At 71.3% G+C, this 16,998-nt stretch carries 13 protein-coding genes; 7 read left to right on the top strand and 6 right to left on the bottom strand.

Annotated elements, in window-relative coordinates; genetic code table 11:
* Positions 1-137: 137 nt before the first annotated feature.
* From AB0J46_RS37095 to AB0J46_RS37085, 3 genes are all read right to left on the bottom strand, one after another.
* Complete coding sequence (locus AB0J46_RS37095; RefSeq protein ID WP_364338889.1) at positions 138-1,457, bottom strand: M60 family metallopeptidase; 1,320 nt, start codon at positions 1,455-1,457, stop codon at positions 138-140.
* 112 nt (positions 1,458-1,569) lie between these two features.
* Entirely contained in the window at positions 1,570-2,649 is a 1,080-nt protein-coding gene (locus AB0J46_RS37090) for a LacI family DNA-binding transcriptional regulator (RefSeq protein WP_358295918.1), read from the bottom strand.
* The gene (locus AB0J46_RS37085; RefSeq protein WP_364338887.1) at positions 2,646-3,686 is read right to left on the bottom strand and encodes a hydroxyacid dehydrogenase; all 1,041 of its coding nucleotides are present in this window, start codon (positions 3,684-3,686) and stop codon (positions 2,646-2,648) included. The genes AB0J46_RS37090 and AB0J46_RS37085 overlap by 4 nt, the downstream gene beginning before the upstream one ends.
* Before the next feature lie 168 nt (positions 3,687-3,854).
* Here AB0J46_RS37085 and AB0J46_RS37080 point away from each other — a divergent pair, with 168 nt between their 5' ends.
* Genes AB0J46_RS37080 through AB0J46_RS37055 form a run of 6 tightly spaced genes read left to right on the top strand, consistent with a single transcriptional unit; the run spans position 3,855 to position 12,188 of the window.
* Positions 3,855-4,835 (top strand): ABC transporter permease subunit, encoded by a 981-nt coding sequence (locus tag AB0J46_RS37080; protein ID WP_364338885.1) that lies wholly within the window; start codon positions 3,855-3,857, stop codon positions 4,833-4,835.
* Positions 4,822-5,709, top strand: a complete 888-nt coding sequence (locus AB0J46_RS37075) for a carbohydrate ABC transporter permease (RefSeq protein WP_364338883.1) — start codon at positions 4,822-4,824, stop codon at positions 5,707-5,709. Before AB0J46_RS37080 ends, AB0J46_RS37075 begins: the two co-directional genes overlap by 14 nt.
* Positions 5,710-5,735: 26 nt before the next feature.
* Complete coding sequence (locus AB0J46_RS37070) at positions 5,736-7,403, top strand: extracellular solute-binding protein (RefSeq protein ID WP_364338881.1); 1,668 nt, start codon at positions 5,736-5,738, stop codon at positions 7,401-7,403.
* A 2-nt stretch (positions 7,404-7,405) separates the two neighbouring features.
* Positions 7,406-8,776, top strand: coding sequence for a M1 family metallopeptidase (locus AB0J46_RS37065; RefSeq protein ID WP_364338879.1), 1,371 nt, complete (start codon positions 7,406-7,408; stop codon positions 8,774-8,776).
* Positions 8,773-10,977 (top strand): right-handed parallel beta-helix repeat-containing protein, encoded by a 2,205-nt coding sequence (locus AB0J46_RS37060; protein WP_364338877.1) that lies wholly within the window; start codon positions 8,773-8,775, stop codon positions 10,975-10,977. The genes AB0J46_RS37065 and AB0J46_RS37060 overlap by 4 nt, the downstream gene beginning before the upstream one ends.
* Positions 10,974-12,188 carry an alpha-L-fucosidase gene (locus tag AB0J46_RS37055; protein WP_364338875.1) on the top strand — a complete coding sequence of 405 codons (1,215 nt, stop codon included), beginning with the start codon at positions 10,974-10,976 and terminating at the stop codon, positions 12,186-12,188. Before AB0J46_RS37060 ends, AB0J46_RS37055 begins: the two co-directional genes overlap by 4 nt.
* A gap of 274 nt (positions 12,189-12,462) precedes the next feature.
* Here AB0J46_RS37055 and AB0J46_RS37050 read toward each other — a convergent pair whose 3' ends face one another.
* The 3 genes from AB0J46_RS37050 to AB0J46_RS37040 all read right to left on the bottom strand — a co-directional run bounded on the left by AB0J46_RS37050 (position 12,463) and on the right by AB0J46_RS37040 (position 16,126).
* Positions 12,463-13,833 carry a hypothetical protein gene (locus AB0J46_RS37050; protein ID WP_364338873.1) on the bottom strand — a complete coding sequence of 457 codons (1,371 nt, stop codon included), beginning with the start codon at positions 13,831-13,833 and terminating at the stop codon, positions 12,463-12,465.
* 28 nt (positions 13,834-13,861) lie between these two features.
* Positions 13,862-14,488: a TetR/AcrR family transcriptional regulator gene (locus AB0J46_RS37045; protein ID WP_364338871.1), complete on the bottom strand. Its 627-nt coding sequence runs from the start codon at positions 14,486-14,488 to the stop codon at positions 13,862-13,864.
* 465 nt (positions 14,489-14,953) lie between these two features.
* The gene (locus AB0J46_RS37040) at positions 14,954-16,126 is read right to left on the bottom strand and encodes an MFS transporter (RefSeq protein WP_364338869.1); all 1,173 of its coding nucleotides are present in this window, start codon (positions 16,124-16,126) and stop codon (positions 14,954-14,956) included.
* Positions 16,127-16,207: 81 nt separating this feature from the next.
* On the opposite strand from AB0J46_RS37040, the gene AB0J46_RS37035 reads away from it, so the two are divergent.
* Complete coding sequence (locus tag AB0J46_RS37035; protein ID WP_364338867.1) at positions 16,208-16,786, top strand: TetR/AcrR family transcriptional regulator; 579 nt, start codon at positions 16,208-16,210, stop codon at positions 16,784-16,786.
* Positions 16,787-16,998: the final 212 nt, after the last annotated feature.

Raw genomic sequence — 16,998 nt, 5'->3', positions numbered from 1 at the left:
ACGGAACCGGCGCAGGCCCCGTCAAGGGGCGCCGGGGCAGGACGGGCGGAGCCCCCGTCGAAGGACGGCGAGGCGGGACGGGCAGAGGTCCCGTCAAGGGGTGTGAGGGTGGGGCGGGCAGGGGGCATGGGGGGCTCCTAGTCGGTGAGCGTCGAGGGGTCGGCGGCGGGGGCCGGGAGGCCGAGGGCGGCGACCCGGGCCAGGTACTCGGCGGTCAGCGGCGCGCCCCAACGGGTCCAGAAGCCCGACAGGTCGGCCCCCGCGATCCGCGAGGTGTAGATCGCGAGGTTGCCCCACCGCTTGGCGGACTCGGTGTAGTCGGAGGCCGGACGTTCCTCGCGGACCAGCCGGTGCAGGCGCGGGTGGAAGTCCTCGCCGAAGGCCAGTTCGAGCTGCCGGAACGGCACGAGCTTCTCGTAGGCCCCCAGCCTGCGGAAGTCGGCCGCGGGCAGCTTGGCCAGCGCGCTCTGGTACGGCGTGAGCCCCGTCCTGGCGTCGGGCCTGGTGAGGTTGGACGGCTGTGCCAGCGTGCGCTGCGCGGCCAGCGCGTAGACGTTGACCGTCACCTCGGTCAGGTCCTCCGGCTTGTAGGCCATCTGCTGGTGCTGGTGCCCGAGCTCGTGGTAGACGCCCCAGCCCCGGGTGCGCAGCCCGTCCACGGCGATGAGCCGGTCGAGGTAGGTGCGCGGGTAGGCGGTCCAGCCGTGGGTGGCGTACGCGCCGGCGCCCGTGGGCATGCGCGGGGCCTCGACGAGGTGGAAGGGCAGCGGGGAACGTTCGGCGGCGGACAGGCCGGAGATCGCGGCGTGCGAGGCGGTGATCGTCTCCAGGAGCCGGAGCAGTTCCCCGTGGTCCTGGTCGCGCCAGGCGAGCATGCCGTCGCGGGTGATCGTGACGATGGCGTGCGGCGAGACCAGCTCGGCCTGCGGTGCGGCGGTCAGCGTGTCGAGCTGGGACTGGAACTCGGCCTCGGTGCTCTCCCCCAGCGTGAACGTCGGCACGCGCACCCCGCCCGACAGGAACTTGACCCTGGCGCGCTGCCCGTCGCCGGTCAGCGCCAGGTAGACGAGCCCGCCGCCGGGGTCGGTCACGGTGGTGACGCCCTCGGTGAGCCGGTAGGCGCGCGGGTTCTTGTACGCGACGTCGGCGTGGGTGTCGGGGGCGCCGACGTACAGGGTGGGCAGCACCCCGTCGGGGGCGGTCACCTCGACGGCCATCGGGGTGCCGGCGGGCAGGTGGACGCGGGTGGGGTGGAACTCGGTGGTCCTGAGCGCCTGCTGGAGCCGGAGGCGTTCGCCCTCGGCCGCGGGCCTGGCCCTGAGTGTCACGGTGTGCCGCGCCTCCTGGCCGGCCGTGCGCGCCAGGGCCGGGCGGGAGCCGAGCAGGGCCGCGCCCGTCACCGCTCCGGCCGCGCCGATGGACGTGCCGAGGAAGGTTCTGCGTGTGAGGGGGGTCATGGCAGGGATTGTGTAAGCGCTTACTATGGCGGTCAAGGGCTTACTAGATCTTTCTGCGGCTTTCTATCCCTGCTCCACGCCGCAATCCGGAGCCATGATCAGTAAGCGCTTCCTACGGCAGCGGCGCGACCGAGGCCCTGACCACGATGCTCGTGCCGACCTTGGCCATCGTCTGCACGGGCGAGAGGTAGTCGTCGTCGTCCCCGACGTCGAGGCCGAGGCGTACGGCCTGGCGGCCCAGCTCCTCCAGCGGGATGCGCACGGTCGTCAGCTGCGGCCGCAGCTCCTGCGCGATCGGCACGTCGTCGTAGCCCACCACCGAGACCGCCTCCGGCACCGGCACCCCCGCGAGCTCCAGCCCCTGCATCGCGCCCGCCGCGACCGTGTCGTTGGCGCAGAACAGCGCCGTGAAGTCGAGCTTGTCGGCCAGCAGCGCGCGGATCCTGTCGTAGCCGAACCTGCGGTTGAGCTGCCCGAGGTGGATCAGCCCCTTGTCGTACGGCAGGCCGCGGAAGGCGAGCGCGCGCCGGTGCCCGGCGAGCCGCGCGACGGTCGTGGACAGGCTCGGCGGCCCGCCCAGGAAGACGATCTTCCGGTGCCCCTGCGTGATGAGGTGGTCCGTGATCGCGAAGGCGCCGCCCTCGTTGTCGTACTCGACGACCCGGGTCGGCACGTCGTCGCCGAGCGACGGCCGGCCGCACAGCACCAGCGTGGAGCCGCTGGCATGCAGCGCGCGGGCCCGGCGGGCGACCTGGGCGGCGTAGGCGCGGTCCTCGTAGGCGCCGCCGACCAGGATGACGGCGTCGGCCCGCTGCTCGTGCAGCAGGTCGATGAGCGCGAGCTCCTTCTCGTGGCTGCCGTGGGTGCAGCAGACCATGCACAGGCGGCCGTGCCTGGTGGCCTCGCGCTCGACGCCCCGGGCGATGTAGGCGTAGAAGGGGTCGATCACGTCGTTGATGATGATCCCGACCGTCCTGTTGGTGGCTCCGGCCAGGGCTCGGGCGTGGGCGTTGGCGACGTAGCCCAGCTCGGCGATGGCCCGCTCGACCCGCTGGCGCGTGACGGCCGAGACCGGGTAGTTGCCGTTGATCACCCGGGACACGGTCGCGCTGGAGACGCCCGCGCGTTTCGCCACGTCGGCCATCGTCGCCAGGCTCGGCTCGGTCACCGGCACCTCCTCGCTGTCGATCATGCCATTCGGTCGAGCTCGCCGCGATCGATCTCGTGCAGCAGCGGCAGCCCGGCGGCGTAACGGGCGATCTCCCCGAGCGTGGACTCGGCCAGCCTGCCGAGCTCGTTGCCCTGCGCGCCCGCCAGATGGGGGGTCACGAACGCGTTGGGCAGGTCGAACAGCGGATGGCCGGCCGGGAGCGGCTCGGGGTCGCTGACGTCAAGTATCGCGTCGAGCCGGCCGCTGCGTACCTCCTTGACCAGCGCGTCGGTGTCGACCAGGCCGCCGCGGGCGGTGTTGACGACGACGGCGCCGTCGCGGAGCATCGACAGGCGCCTGGCGTCGAGCATGCGGCGGGTCTCCCGGGTCTCGGGGGCGTGCAGGCTGACCACGTGCGACCGTCTGACCAGGGTGTCGAGGTCGACGGCCGTGCCGCCGAGCTCGGCGATCCCGGCGGGGTCGGCGTACGGGTCGTAGACCAGCACGTCCACGTCGAGGCCGCCGAGGAGCCCCATGACGCGCCGGCCGATCCTGGACAGCCCGACCAGGCCGACCGTGATGCCGCGGGTGCCGAGCCAGGGCAGGCCGGAGAAGTCGCGCCGGGTGCCGCGCTCCCGGTAGCGACTGGCCAGGGTGAAGGCCCGCTTGGCGCCGAAGACGATGGCGGCGAAGGTGAACTCGGCGACAGGCACCGCGTTGGCGTCGGCCGCGCTGCAGACCCGGACGCCGCGTTCCAGGACGGCCGGGTCGAGGAAGGTCTTGACCGTGCCCGCCGCGTGCGCGACGAGGCGCAGGCCGGGGGCGCGATCGAGCAGCCCGGCGTCGATCTTCGGGCAGCCCCAGCCGGTCACCAGGACCTCGGCCTCGGCCAGCGCGCGCAGGGCGTCCGGCGAGCTGACCTCGTGCAGCACCTGGTCGTGGAGCTCGGTCAGCTGATCGAGGCGGCGCAGGGCCTCGCGCCCGAACACCTCCTCGCGCACCCCGGGCGCCATCGCCAGCACGGCGCGCGGTCTCGGCCGGGTGTGCGGAGGTCTCACCGGCGCCTCTTGTCTGCCCACGTCCATCTCCCGATAGTAAGCGCGTTCTACGCACTGCTGCGGCACGCTAGGGCTTCACCTGCGCAAAGGTCAAGGAGTCGAGCCAAGAACGGCACGACTTCCGGCCAGGGGCTTGACGAAGCATGAAAGCGCTTACTAGCTTCCTCGCCAACTGGAAGGACCCAGCGCATGACCGCTACCCTCGACGCCCCCCGTGCCGGGACAGCGTCGTCGTCCGGCGAGAGGCCGCGCAGGCTCTCGCTGTGGCGGCGCCTCCGGCGCGACCGGGTGATGCTCCTGCTGACGCTGCCCGGGCTGATCTATTTCCTGGTCTTCCACTACGGGCCGCTGTTCGGCTACGTGGTCGCGTTCAAGGACTACCAGCCCTACATCGGCTTCATCGACAGCGCCTGGGTGGGGCTGCGGAACTTCGCCACCGTCTTCGGCGACCCCGGCGTCTGGAACGCCCTCGGCAACACCCTAAAGATCACCCTCACCCAGCTCGTGCTCTTCTTCCCCGCACCGATCGCCCTCGCACTGCTGCTCAACAGCGTGGTCAGCGACAGGGTGCGCAGGTTCGTGCAGAGCGTGGTCTACCTGCCGCACTTCATCGGCTGGGTGATCATCGTCTCGGTGTTCCAGCAGATCCTCGGCGGCGCGGGCGCGCTGCCGAACTTACTGCAGGGCGCCGGCCTGCCGCGCTACGACATGATGACCGACCCCGACGCCTTCCCGCTGCTGGTGACGTTGCAGGTGATCTGGAAGGACGCCGGCTGGGCGACGATCATCTTCCTCGCCGCCCTGCTCGCCATCAACCAGGACCTGTACGAGGCCGCCGCCATGGACGGCGCGGGCCGCTGGCGCCGTCTGTGGCACGTCACGCTGCCCGGCATCACGCCGATCATCATCCTGCTGCTGATACTCAACCTCGGCAGCATCCTGTCCGTCGGCTTCGAGCAGATCCTGCTCCAGCGCGACAACGTCGGCCCCGAGGCGGGCGAGGTGCTGGACACGTTCGTCTACTTCAACGGCGTCAAGGACGGCCAGTGGGGACCCGCGGCCGCGGTCGGCCTGGTCAAGACCATCGTCGGCACCGCGATGGTGCTCGGCGCGAACAAGGTGGCCCACCTGTTCGGCCACGAGGGGGTGTACCGCGGTGGCGACAAGTAGCCGGCCGGCCTGGATGGAGCGGCCCTCCACGCCCGGCCTGATCCTCAAGGGCGCGATCCTCACCGCGGTCGTCCTGCTGGTGGCCTACCCCTTCGTCGGTGTCATCGGCACCAGCCTGTCGGCCGAGTCCGACATCGCGCGGGCGGGCGGGTTCGTGCTGGTCCCGTCCGCGCCGAGCCTGGCGGCGTACTCGACGATCCTCAACGGCGGAGTGGTGACGCGGGCGCTGCTGGTCAGCGTGCTGGTGACGGCCGTCGGCACGCTCGCCAGCATGCTCGCCACCATCGGCATGGCGTACGGGCTGAGCCGCCGCGAGGTGACCGGCTCGCGCTGGATCCTGATGGTCGCCCTGCTGACCATGCTCTTCAACCCGGGCCTGATCGCCAACTTCCTGCTGGTCAAGCAGGTCGGCCTGATCGACTCGTTCGGCGCGCTGATCCTGCCGAGCCTGGTGAGCGCGTTCAACCTGGTCGTGCTGCGCTCGTTCTTCATGGGGCTGCCGCGCGAGCTGCTGGAGAGCGCCCGCATCGACGGCGCGGGCGACTTCGGCATCCTCGTCAGGATCGTGCTGCCGCTGTCGAAGGCGGTGCTCGCGGTGATCTCGCTGTTCTACGCCGTCGGCTACTGGAACGCCTTCTTCAACGCCCTGCTCTACCTCGACGACTCCGACAAGTTCCCGCTCCCGCTGATCCTGCGCACGTTCGTCCTGCAGGGCCGTTCGATGGAGACCGTGACGGCCGCCGAGGCGCCGGCGCCCGTGCAGGCGGTCCAGATGGCCGTGCTCGTGGTGGCGATCGTGCCCATCCTGCTCGTCTACCCCTTCCTGCAGCGCTACTTCACCAAGGGCGTGCTCACCGGCGCCGTCAAAGGCTGACCCCCCAACCCCCCAAGGAAGATCCCATGAGAGAAAGCGTCTCGCGCCGAGGTTTCCTCCGGCTCGGCGCCGCCACGGCGGCGGGTGTCGTCGCCTCCTCCGCCCTCGCGGCCTGCGGTGGCGGGTCCGCCGCGCCCGCCGCCAAGGCGCAGGGGCTGACCATCAAGCTGCCGACGTACACGCCGCTGGCCGGCACGCTCACCCCCGACCTGCCCGGCAGCCCCACGGGCGTGCCCGAGGGCTACTTCACCTATCCGGACAAGCTGTTCAGGGCCGTCGCCAAGCCGCCGATGTCGGGCGGGACCGTGAAGATCGCGGTGCAGACGTTCCTGCCGCCGCCGCCCGACCGCGCGGAGAACCCGGCGTGGCAGGAGGTGGAGAAGCGGCTCGGCGGGACGGCCGACGTGCAGGCGGTCTCGTCCGACGACTGGCCGACGAAGTTCAACACGATGGTCGCGGGCGGCACGTTGCCCGACATGTTCACCTACATCCAGTCGCAGGGGGTGAACAACCTGCCCGCGTTCGCGGCCAGCCAGTGCACCGACCTGACGGCGCTGCTCGGCGGGGACGCGGTCAAGGCGTACCCGAACCTGGCGGCGATCCCGCAGGTGTTCTGGAAGCAGGGCATCGTCGGCGGCAAGCTGTACGGCATCCCCATCCCACGCAACATGGTCGGCGGGCTCGGCTTCTACCGGGCCGACATGTTCGCGAAGGCGGGCGTCACCGACCTGGCGCAGATCTCCGACATGGACCGCCTGTTCGAGCTGCTCAAGGAGGTGACCAGGCCCAAGGACAACCAGTGGGGCGTGCTCACCATGGTCGGCGGCGTGTACGGCCTGTCGATCTTCTCGCAGCTGTTCGGCGCCCCCAACGCCTGGCGGCTGGAGAACGGCAGGCTCGTCCACGCCATCGAGACCGAGGAGTACAAGGCGGCCGTCGAGTACGTCCGCAGGCTCCGCGAGGCGGGCGTCATCTACCCCGGCTCGGAGGGCTTCGACGGCCTCAAGCGCAAGAACGAGTTCAACTCCGGCCACGCCGCGATGGTCTACGACGGCCTGCCCGCCTACCTCGGACCCACCGGATACCTGCAGACGTCCAAGAAGATCGACCCGACGGCCGATCCGCGGCCGCTCACGCCGGTCGGCCCGAAGGCCAAGGCGTTCCTCAACAACATCGTCGTCTCGATCACCATGCTGAAGAAGAGCGACGAGCAGCGGGCCAAGGAGCTGCTGCGGGTGGCCGACTTCTTCGCCTCGCCGTTCGGCAGCGAGGAGTACACGCTGTTCAACTACGGCCTGGAGGGCACCGACCACACGCGCGACGCCAAGGGCGCGCCGGTGCTGACCGAGCAGGGCGGGCGGGACACCGCCGTGCCGTGGAAGTTCGTCGCCGCGCCGACGCAGGCGCTGTTCGACTCCTCCTCGAAGGAGGCCGTGAAGATCATGCACGACGCGATCGGCAAGATGATCGCCGTGGGCGTGGAGGACCCGACGGTCGGGTTGTACTCCCCCGCCAACGAGAACAAGTACGAGTCGCTGTACACCATGCGCACCGACCGCGTGACCTCCATCGTGGCCGGGCGGGCGCCGCTGAGTGACCTGGACAAGCTGGTCAAGGACTGGCGGGCGCAGGGCGGCGACCAGTCACGCGCCGAGTTCGAGGAAGCACTCAAGCAGTCACCGAAGGCGGGCTGACCATGAAGCGGACCGTCATCGCCCTCGTCGCGGCCGCGCTGCTCGGCACCGCCGCCGCCGTACCCCCGTCGCCGGGCTCGCCCGGGGTCGGCGACCCGCTCTTCCCGACGCTCGGCAACGGCGGCTACGACGTGCGCCACTACGACGTCTCCTTCGACTTCACCCCGGTCACCTACGACTTCTCCGGCGTCGTACGGTTCACCGCGAAGGCCACCCAGGCCCTGTCGTCCTTCAACCTCGACACCGACGGGCACGTGATCGACGCCGTCACCGTCGACGGCGAGCCCGCCACCTGGGCGCTCTCCCCTGGGCAGAGCGGTCAGGAGCTGACCGTCACGCCCGCCGAGCCGCTGCGCGAGCACGTCCCGTTCGAGGCCGAGGTGCGCTTCCACGGCAACGGCAAGGCGCCGCGCGCGGGCCTGACCGGCTGGCGCTTCGGCCCCGACGGCGGGTTCGCCGCCGCCGCGCAGTCCAGCAGGGCCGACACGTTCTTCCCCGTCAACGACCACCCGTCGGACAAGGCCACCTGGACCTTCCGCGTCACCGCCCCCGAGGGGTACGTCGCCACCGCCAACGGCGAGCTGACCGGCCGCGACGGCGGCACGTGGACGTTCGAGGAGCGCGAGCCGATGGCCTCGGAGCTGATCGGCCTCTCCGTGGTCAAGGGCACGTACGTCTACGGCACCGGCCCGCACGCGCTCCCGCTGCGGCACGTCGTCCCGCAGGGCCAGGAGGCCAGGTACGCGCCGATCGCCGCCGAGACCGGTGCCCAGATCGCCTGGGCGGAGGCCAGGTTCGGCCGGTTCCCGTTCTCCACGTACGGGGTGCACATCTACCCGGGGTACAGCGACGCGCTGGAGAACCAGACGCTGTCGCTGTTCGGCACCGGGTGGTTCGACCGGCCCACGTACTCCAACACGATGGTGCACGAACTCGTCCACCAGTGGTTCGGAGACTCGGTGACCCCCGCCACCTGGCAGGACGCCTGGCTGAACGAGGGCCCGGCCGTCTACTACGCGGCCGTGTGGGCGCAGGAGCACGGCGGCCAGCCGCTGGCCGACAAGATGCGCGGCGTGTACGCCAAGCTCGACGAGGTCCGCGCCAAGGACGGCCCGCCCGGCAGGCCGAAGGGCCTGGGCGGCTACAACATCTACGACGGCGGCGCCCTCGTCCTGTACGCCCTGCGCACCGAGGTCGGCGAGGAGACGTTCGACCGGATCATGCGCCGGTGGGTGCAGCGCAACAAGGACGGCAACGCCTCCACCGAGGACTTCATCGCCCACGCCGCCGCCACCGCCCACCGTCCCGCCCTGGACGGATTCCTGCGCGCCTGGCTCTTCGGCCCCCAGAACCCCCCGCTGGAGGGAATGTGAACGCCGCGATCGCCCTCGCCCTGACCCTGGCCCTGCCCCCCGCGACCCCCGCGGCCGCCCCGGCCCCGAAGGTCTTCCACGTCGCCCCGGACGGCCGGTCCGCGGCCTGCAACCAGGTCAACCCGTGCTCCCTGGAGACCGCGCGGGACAAGGTCCGCGAGGCCCTGGCCGGCGGCATGGACCGCGACGTCGAGGTCCGCCTGGCGGGCGGCGTCTACCGGATGGCCGCGCCGCTCGTCCTGGACCGGCGCGACTCCGGCCCCGACGGGCACACGGTGACCTGGACCGCCGCCCCCGGCGCTCGTCCGGTGCTGTCCGGCGGCGTGCCGATCACCGGCTGGCGGCAGGAGGGACGCCTCCAGGTCGCGCCCGTCCCCGAGGGACTCTCGCCCCGGCAGCTCTTCGTCGGCGGCGTACGCGCGGTCCGGGCACGCGGCGGGTCGTGCCCGGCCTCGACCTGCGACGCGACGAAGACGGGCATGACCGGCGCGGTGAAGAGCGGCGTCGCGGGCTGGGCCGACCCGGCGAACGCCGAGGCGGTCATCAAGGTCAGGTGGCGGAACTACCGCTGCAGGATCGACCGCGTGGACGGCGACGTGATCACCTTCGTCCAGCCGTGCTGGACGAACTCCGCGAGCGGCACCGGCCGCACCGGGCCCGCGTGGGACTCGACGACGGTCGACTCCTCCCGGTACTCCAAGGTGTCCTTCTTCGAGAACGCCGCCGAGCTGCTCGACGAGCCGGGCGAGTTCGTCTTCGACCGGACCGCGCGTACCGTCTCCTACCTGCCCCGGCCGGGCGAGCGACTGGACGACGTGATCGCGCCCGCCACCGAGACATTGCTGCGCCTGGAGGGCGCGAGCCGGGTCAGGGTCGCCGGGCTGACCTTCGAGCACGCCGCCTACCGGCAGCCGGACACCGCCGAGGGGTACGCGGGCACGCAGGGCGGCCTCACCCTGACCGGCGCGACCGGCCCCGAGGACCACGCCGGCCGCTTCTACACCAAGCCGGCCGCGGCCGTCGTCGTGCGCGGCGGCCGGGACGTGACCGTCGACGGCGCCGCGTTCGCGCGCCTCGGCGGCGCCGGCGTGATCCTGGAGGGCGGCACCAAGGACTCGGCGGTCACCGGCTCGACGTTCACCGACCTGTCGTCGGGGGCGGTCTACGTCGGCGACACCGACCCCAATCCCCCGGCCGAGCTGCGCGGCGAGCGCAACACGGTGGCCCGCAACACCATCACCTGGACCGGCCGCGAGTTCACCGACGCGGTGGGCGTCTGGGCGGGCTACGAGTCCGGGCTGCGCGTGGACCACAACACGCTGGAGAAGCTGCCGTACTCGGGCGTGTCGGTCGGGTGGGGCTGGAACCAGCCGGTGGCCCAGAACCCGGACATGCGCGACAACCGGATCACCGGCAACAGGATCGTGGACGCCATGATGGTCGCCGAGGACCAGCACGACGGCGGCGCGATCTACACCCAGGGCCCGCAGCCCGGCACGGTGATCTCCGGCAACTACCTCAACCGGTCGGCGTACGGCAACACCGAGCGCGACGGCAACGGCGTCTACCTCGACGAGCAGAGCTCCCACATCACGGTCGAAGGCAACGTGATCACCCGCGTCGGCTACAAGTGGATCTCCAACTGGGCCGGGTACGGCATCGACAACCTCGCGACCGGCAACTGGACCGACACCACCGCGCCGGAGCTGTCCGGCCGCGGTTCGCGGCAGGTGGACAACCACACCGCCCTGGAACGGCTGCCCGACGCGGCGCTCGCCGTCGCCGCGGCGGCGGGCGCGAGCCCCCGCCCGGTCGAGCAGCTTGAACCCGACCTGGCCAGGACGGGCAGCGCCACCCAGTCGGCCACCGAGGGCACCGCGGCGGCCGCCGACGCCCTCGACGGCTCCACGGTGACCGACACCAGGACGACGTCCGCGCCCGGCTCCTGGTGGCAGGTCGACCTGGGCGGCCTGCACCGGATCGGCACGGTGGAGATCTGGAACGACGCCTCCATGACCACGGCCGACACCGAGCTGCTGGTCTCGGCCACGCCCGACTTCGCGCAGGCCACGCGGGTGCCGCTGCCGGGCCGGGCGCTGCGCCCGTCCGTGGTCGCGGTGGACGCCGAGGGCCGGTACGTGCGGATCCAGCGGACCGGCACCGGCAGGATCGGCCTGTCGGCCGTCATGGTGCACCCATGAGCTGGTTCACGCAGGCCCGGTTCGGCCTGTTCATCCACTGGGGCATCTACGCGGCGGCCGCCCGCCACGAGTGGGTGCAGTCGTACGAGAAGATGGACGACGAGCGCTACCGCCGCTACTTCGACCACTTCGACCCCGACCTCTACGACCCGGCCGCCTGGGCCGACGAGGCCGTCAACGCCGGGATGAAGTACCTGGTCGTGACGAGCAAGCACCACGACGGCTTCTGCCTGTGGGACTCCGGCCTGACCGGGTTCAAGGCCCGCCGCGACCTGCTCGCCCCCATGCTCGACGCCTTCAGGGAGCGCGGCCTGCGTACCGGTCTGTACTACTCCCTGCTCGACTGGCACCACCCCGACTTCCCCAACGACCTCTACCACCCCCGCCGGGAGGAGGACCTCGGCGAACGCGACATCACCACATACGCCGACTACCTGCACGGCCAGGTCCGCGAGCTGCTGACCCGCTACGGCCGCATCGACACGATGTGGTTCGACTTCTCCTACGCCGGGCGCGGGTTCGGCGCCAAGGGCCCCGACGAGTGGCGTTCGGCCGAGCTGGAGCGGATGGTCCGCGAACTGCAGCCGGGCATCCTCGTCAACAACCGGCTCGGGCTCGGCGGCGGCGACTTCACCACGCCCGAGCAGGTCATGCCGCCCGGCGGCGTCCCCGGCCACCGGCCGTGGGAGGCGTGCCAGACGCTCAACGGCAGCTGGGGATACCACCGCGACAACCAGGACTGGAAGCCGGTCGAGCTGCTGGTGAAGATGCTGGTCGACACCGTGTCCAAGGGCGGCAACATGCTGCTGAACGTCGGCCCGAACGCCCGGGGCGAGTTCGAGCCGCGCGCCCTCGAACGGCTGCGCGGGATCGGCGCGTGGATGCGCCTGCACGCCCGGTCCATCCACGGGGCGGGGCCCGCGGAGTTCGAGGCCCCGCCCGACTGCCGCTACACCCGACGCGGCGACCGGCTCTACCTGCACCTGCTGTCGTGGCCGATGCAGCACGTGCACCTGCCCGGCCTCGGCGGCCGGGTGGCCTACGCCCAGTTCCTGCACGACGCCTCGGAGGTGCCGTTCGTCGAGATCGACCCGAAGGAGCCGTTCCACCACTACCTGCGCGGCCTGCCGGAGGACACCCTGACCCTGCGGCTGCCGATCACCCGCCCCGACGTGACGATCCCGGTCGTCGAGCTGTTCCTGAGGCCCTAGTGCTGCGTTCCTCGAAGGGTGTAGGTGAACCGTCGGCGTAGCTGTCGTGGTGGCGGTGGTGTCCACGTTCATGGGGGAAGCCCCCCAGCTCGGCATCTTCGCGTGGCCGTGCACGGCCACCGGCACCATGACTGGCACCTTCCGGCCGTCGAGCTTGGCCGGTGCGCCTCTGCGGCCTCCACCCGCACATTCTCCAGGGAGCCTGTCGCGGCGTCGATCCTGCGGCCGTTCGCCGGCGGTTGTCCGGCCGTTGCGGCGGAGGGTCCGGCGCCCGTCAGGGCTGCGGCAGCGGGATGATCTTGCGGTACTTCCCTCCGGCCGACTGCTCCGGTGGCTCCTCGGCGCGCTCGATCGTCACGTGACCGGCCTTGTGCTCGGTGAGCAGATGGACGGCCCGGTCGTGGGCGGCCTGCCAGACGCGGTCCGCGTCGGCGCCGCCGGCGGCTCGCAGGCGTACCCGCAGGACGGTGGGTGCGGTCTGGACGAGCTGGAACTGTTCCATGCCGGGAACGGCCAGCGCGGTGCTGAAGGACATGGGCGAGATGCCGACGCGCTCGCCGGACCCGGTGGGAAAGGTGAGCAGATCGGCCGCACGCCCCTGCACCTGGACGGCCGGGAGCGGATTGCCGCACGGGCAGGGGTCAGGACGCATCAGGACGCTGTCGCCGAGGTCGTAGCGCAGGATCGGCTGGACCCGGTTGGCGAGGTTGCTGATCAGGACGGTGTGTGAAAGCCGCCCGGGTGGCACCGGCCGGTGGTCGGCGTCGACCGGCTCCAGGACGACCCAGTCATCGTTGACGTGGTACCAGCCCTCCCGGCAGCCGGCGGTGAGGAAGCCGCACTCGCCACAGGCGTAGGCGGCGCGGATCTTCGCCCCGAACGCGGCGGCCAGGCGTTCCCGGGTCTGCGGGCTCAGCGTCTCGCCGCCGGGGATGACGAGCGCCGGGCGGATGCGCAACCGGCCGGCCTCCTGTTCCCCTGCCAGCAGCGTGAGAAGCCCGACGAAACCGGCGACGCTGGCCGGATTGAACCGGTTGAGCTCGTCGACCATCTCCTCCATCGACTGGTCGGTCGGGATGACTCGCACCAACCGGCCCAGCCACGGCCGCTCCAGGGCCGCCCGTGCCGGCCCGGCGAGGGTGGCGAAGTGGCCCCTGGGTGCCGTGACGATGGCGGTGCGGCCGGCGCGGGCGAGCGTGCGCAGGACGTCGCGGGCCGACAGTCCGGCGCCGGTGCGCAACCCGGTGGCGGTGTGCACGGCCAGGCACCGATCGTCCTGCACGAACAGGCCGCGCTGCCCGCTGGTGCCGGTGGTCGTGGTGACCAGGTAACGGCCCAGGAACCGGTGGCCCACCACATCGGGATCGGCCACGAACTCCTCGACTCGCTCCCGGGTCACCTCACGGTCGGTGACCCAGTCGTCGAAGCGGGCCATCAGCGTCTTCTTGTCGGTGACCGGGAGCAGCTGCGGGTCGTCGGCCCCTTCCGGCAGGTCATGGTAGAGCTCGCGGTAGAAGGGCGAGTGAGCGCGGGCATGGGCCACCAGCTCGGCCAGGCGACCCCGCCGCCGCCGCGCGATCGCCTCCGGGCCTTCCCGTACGGCGCGCCGCATGTCGCGGGCGAGCCGCCGGATGCTTTCCTCCATGAACGTCTCTCCTGTCTGCGGTGATGCGTCAGGGGCTCGGGGTGGACGGCGGCACCGAGCGCAGACCACGCATGGCGATCTCGGCGCCGTGCCGGGCGGCCTCCCACAACTCCTCCTGGGACCGGCCGAGCTGGACGCTGGCCAGGCCCGCCTGCTGGATGGCGCCCATCAGGGCCCCGATCATCGCGGCCGCGGTGATCGGGTCGAGGCCGGGGAACGCCTTCAGCAACTCTCCGACGACGCGCTGCTGAAGGTCGAGCAGCAGGTAGAGCCCCTTGGCCTGGAGCGCCGGCGTGGTCAGGGCCAGCCGGGTCACGCCGGACAGCTCCGCGGCCTCCTTGGCGGGAATCTTGGGCCGGCGGTGGGCGGCGTACCGCTCGACCGCCCTGGCCAGCACCTCGCCGGGGCCCTCCTCGGGGCGGCGGTCCGCGATGGCTCCGACCAGCACGTCGAAGTCCTGCTCCATGTCGACGAAGAGCACTTCGTCCTTGGTGCGGAAGTAGTTGAAGAACGTCTTGGGATCGACGTCCGCCGCCGCGGCGATCTGCGTCACGGTGGTCTGCTCATAGCCCTGGTCCTCGAACAGGGCCATGGCCGCCGACACGATGCGCTGCCGGGTCTCCCGCTTCTTCCGCTCCCGCCGCGATTCCTGCATGCGAGCGAATATACTCGGACTAGAATTTTCCAGCAACTGGAAGTTTGGCGTGCTCTACGGCGCGTTCATGAAGGGGTGGGTGATGTCTTGGTCCCGTCCGTGACGATCACGGAAAGGCGCCATCCGCCGCATCCTCACCGCGGCCGACCTCGGCCCAGCGCCACGCCAGACCTCCCCGATCTGGCGACAGTTCCTCACCTCCCAAGCCTCCGGCGTCCTGGCCGGCGCCGACAGCCGGCGGCCGGTCCGCCGGATCCCGATCGGCTGGCCGATCCGGCCACCCGGCATCCGGTGACGGTGGACCCGACCACCACGCTCGGCGTGACGCAGGAGACGACGGTCAAGTCCCCGAACGGGGCGATGGGGCCCGGCCTGGTATCCCGGTCCAACGCCAAGTCCTGCCCGCTGCTGAGTCAGCTAGCTAGAAGGGATTCGAGACATCTTCTGACAGAGAGGAAGCGGCATTCACTTGACGCGTCCAGCCAGCCAGAAGAGCGCGAGGGCGACCAGTTCGACGCCGGCCGACACGGCGGGCAGCCAGCCGCTCCCGTGCCCGTCGAGTACGAGTCCGCCGGCCGCGCCGCCGGCCGACACCCCGACGTAGACCGCGCTGCTGTTGAGCGCGAGCGCCTGCGGCCCCGCCGGGCCGGCCAGGGCGAGCAGCCGGGTCTGCGCGGGCGGCGGGATCCACCAGGACACGGCCGCCCAGAACACCAGCAGCGGCAGCAGCGCCAGCAACGGGACCGGACGCAGGAACCAGCAGGCGCTGAAGACGGCCATCGCCGCCGCGAACCCCACGACCCCGATGATCAACGCTCGGTCGGATCCCCACCGGTCGGCGGCCCGCCCGCCGAACTGGCCGCCCGCGAAACCGGCGAGGCCGGCCAGCACGAACACCCATCCGAGCTCGACGGCCCCCACCCCGGCCAGGTCGCGCAGGAGCGGCGCCAGGTAGGTCAGCACCATCATGCTGCCCAGCACGATCGCCACGATCCCCAGCAGCCCCAGCAGCACCCGAGGGCCGGCCAGCGGGGCCAGCCGGTCCCGGATGGGCATGGCGGGCGCGGGCGGCGTCTCCGGCAGCGTCCTCCTGATCGCCACCAGCGCGACCAGCCCCAGCGCCCCGCCGAGCCCGAACGTGGCCTGCCAGCCGAACGCGCCGCCCACCCAGGTGCCGGTGGGCACGCCGAGTGCGAGCGATCCGGTCAGCCCGCCCATCACCAGCGTCAGGTAGCGCCCCTGCCGCCCTTCAGGGGCCAGGGTGGTCGCGATGGCATACGCGGCGGGCACGACGGCCGCCGCCGCCACGGCTGCCAGCACCCGCAGGCCCATGAGCAGCGCGTACGAGGACGTGAACGCCGCAACCCAGTTCGCAACGACGAACAGCGCCAGCGCCCCGGTGAGCAGCCCGCGCCGGGGCCAGGTGGCGGTCACCACGGAGGCCACGGGTGCCGCCAGTGCGAACGCGATCGAGAAGACGGTGACGAACTGCCCGCCTGCGGCCTCGCTGACGCCGAGGTCCGCTGAAATCGCGGGCAGCACTCCAGCGATGATGTAGTCGTCCGTGGCGAAGGCGAACGTGGTGAACGCCAGGGCGAGCAGCCACGTGGGCAGCCGCTGCCGTACGGCGACAGGCATGGGTATCCCCTTGATTAAGGTAACGAGTGTTTCCGAGATAGGGTAACAGTCGTCACCTCAATGGCGTCAAAGGAAATTGCGATGGCCAAGACCGCCGACCCGCAACGCCGCGCGGAGTTGCTCGACCAGATCGTCGACTACCTGGCCGGGCACGGCCTCTCGACGTTGTCGATGCGCCCGCTGGCCCAGCACCTGGGCAAGTCCACGCGGGTGCTGACTCATCACTTCGCCGACAAGGAGGCCCTGCTCTCGGCGACCATGGAACGCCTGGACGAGCGGCACCGGGCCTGGCTTCATTCGCTGCCGGGCTGGTCGGGCTCCGACAGCGTCGGGACGATCATCCGGCGGACCTGGGACTGGCAGACGCGGGAGGAGAACCTGCCGGTCGCCCGCCTGATCCACGAGATCGAAGGCCTGGCCGCGGCGGGCAAGCTGGCCGGTCACGTGCCCCGACTGCTGGCGGACCGGTCAGACTTCGTGGCGGGGCTTTTGCGTGAGCGGGGCATGCCCGAGGCCGACGCGTTGCGGGTCTCCACGCTGGCCAACTCGGCGTACACGGGACTGCAGATCGACTTCCTCACGACGGGCGACCGTGAGCGTGTGGAGGCCGCCCTGGAACAGCTCTGCGCCCTAGTGGACAACTGGGTCGATTCCGCGTGAACCACAGCACAACGCCCCGCCGAGATCGCCCTTGAGGGTAAGTCGCCAGAGTCTGCATGGGCCTAGAGATCCGAACTCCGTACAGGCTCTAGTACTACAGCGAGCCTTTGAGATCTGTAGCGTGTAAACATGCCAGATGACTTAACCGCTGCTGATCTGCGGGAGTGGGTTACGGGACTGGATGCGTTGTTCGGCCGGGTTGCGGGCCGGTT

The organism is Nonomuraea sp. NPDC049758 (assembly GCF_040674635.1).
Lineage (GTDB): Bacteria > Actinomycetota > Actinomycetes > Streptosporangiales > Streptosporangiaceae > Nonomuraea.
This window is presented reverse-complemented; position numbering and strand designations above follow the sequence as displayed.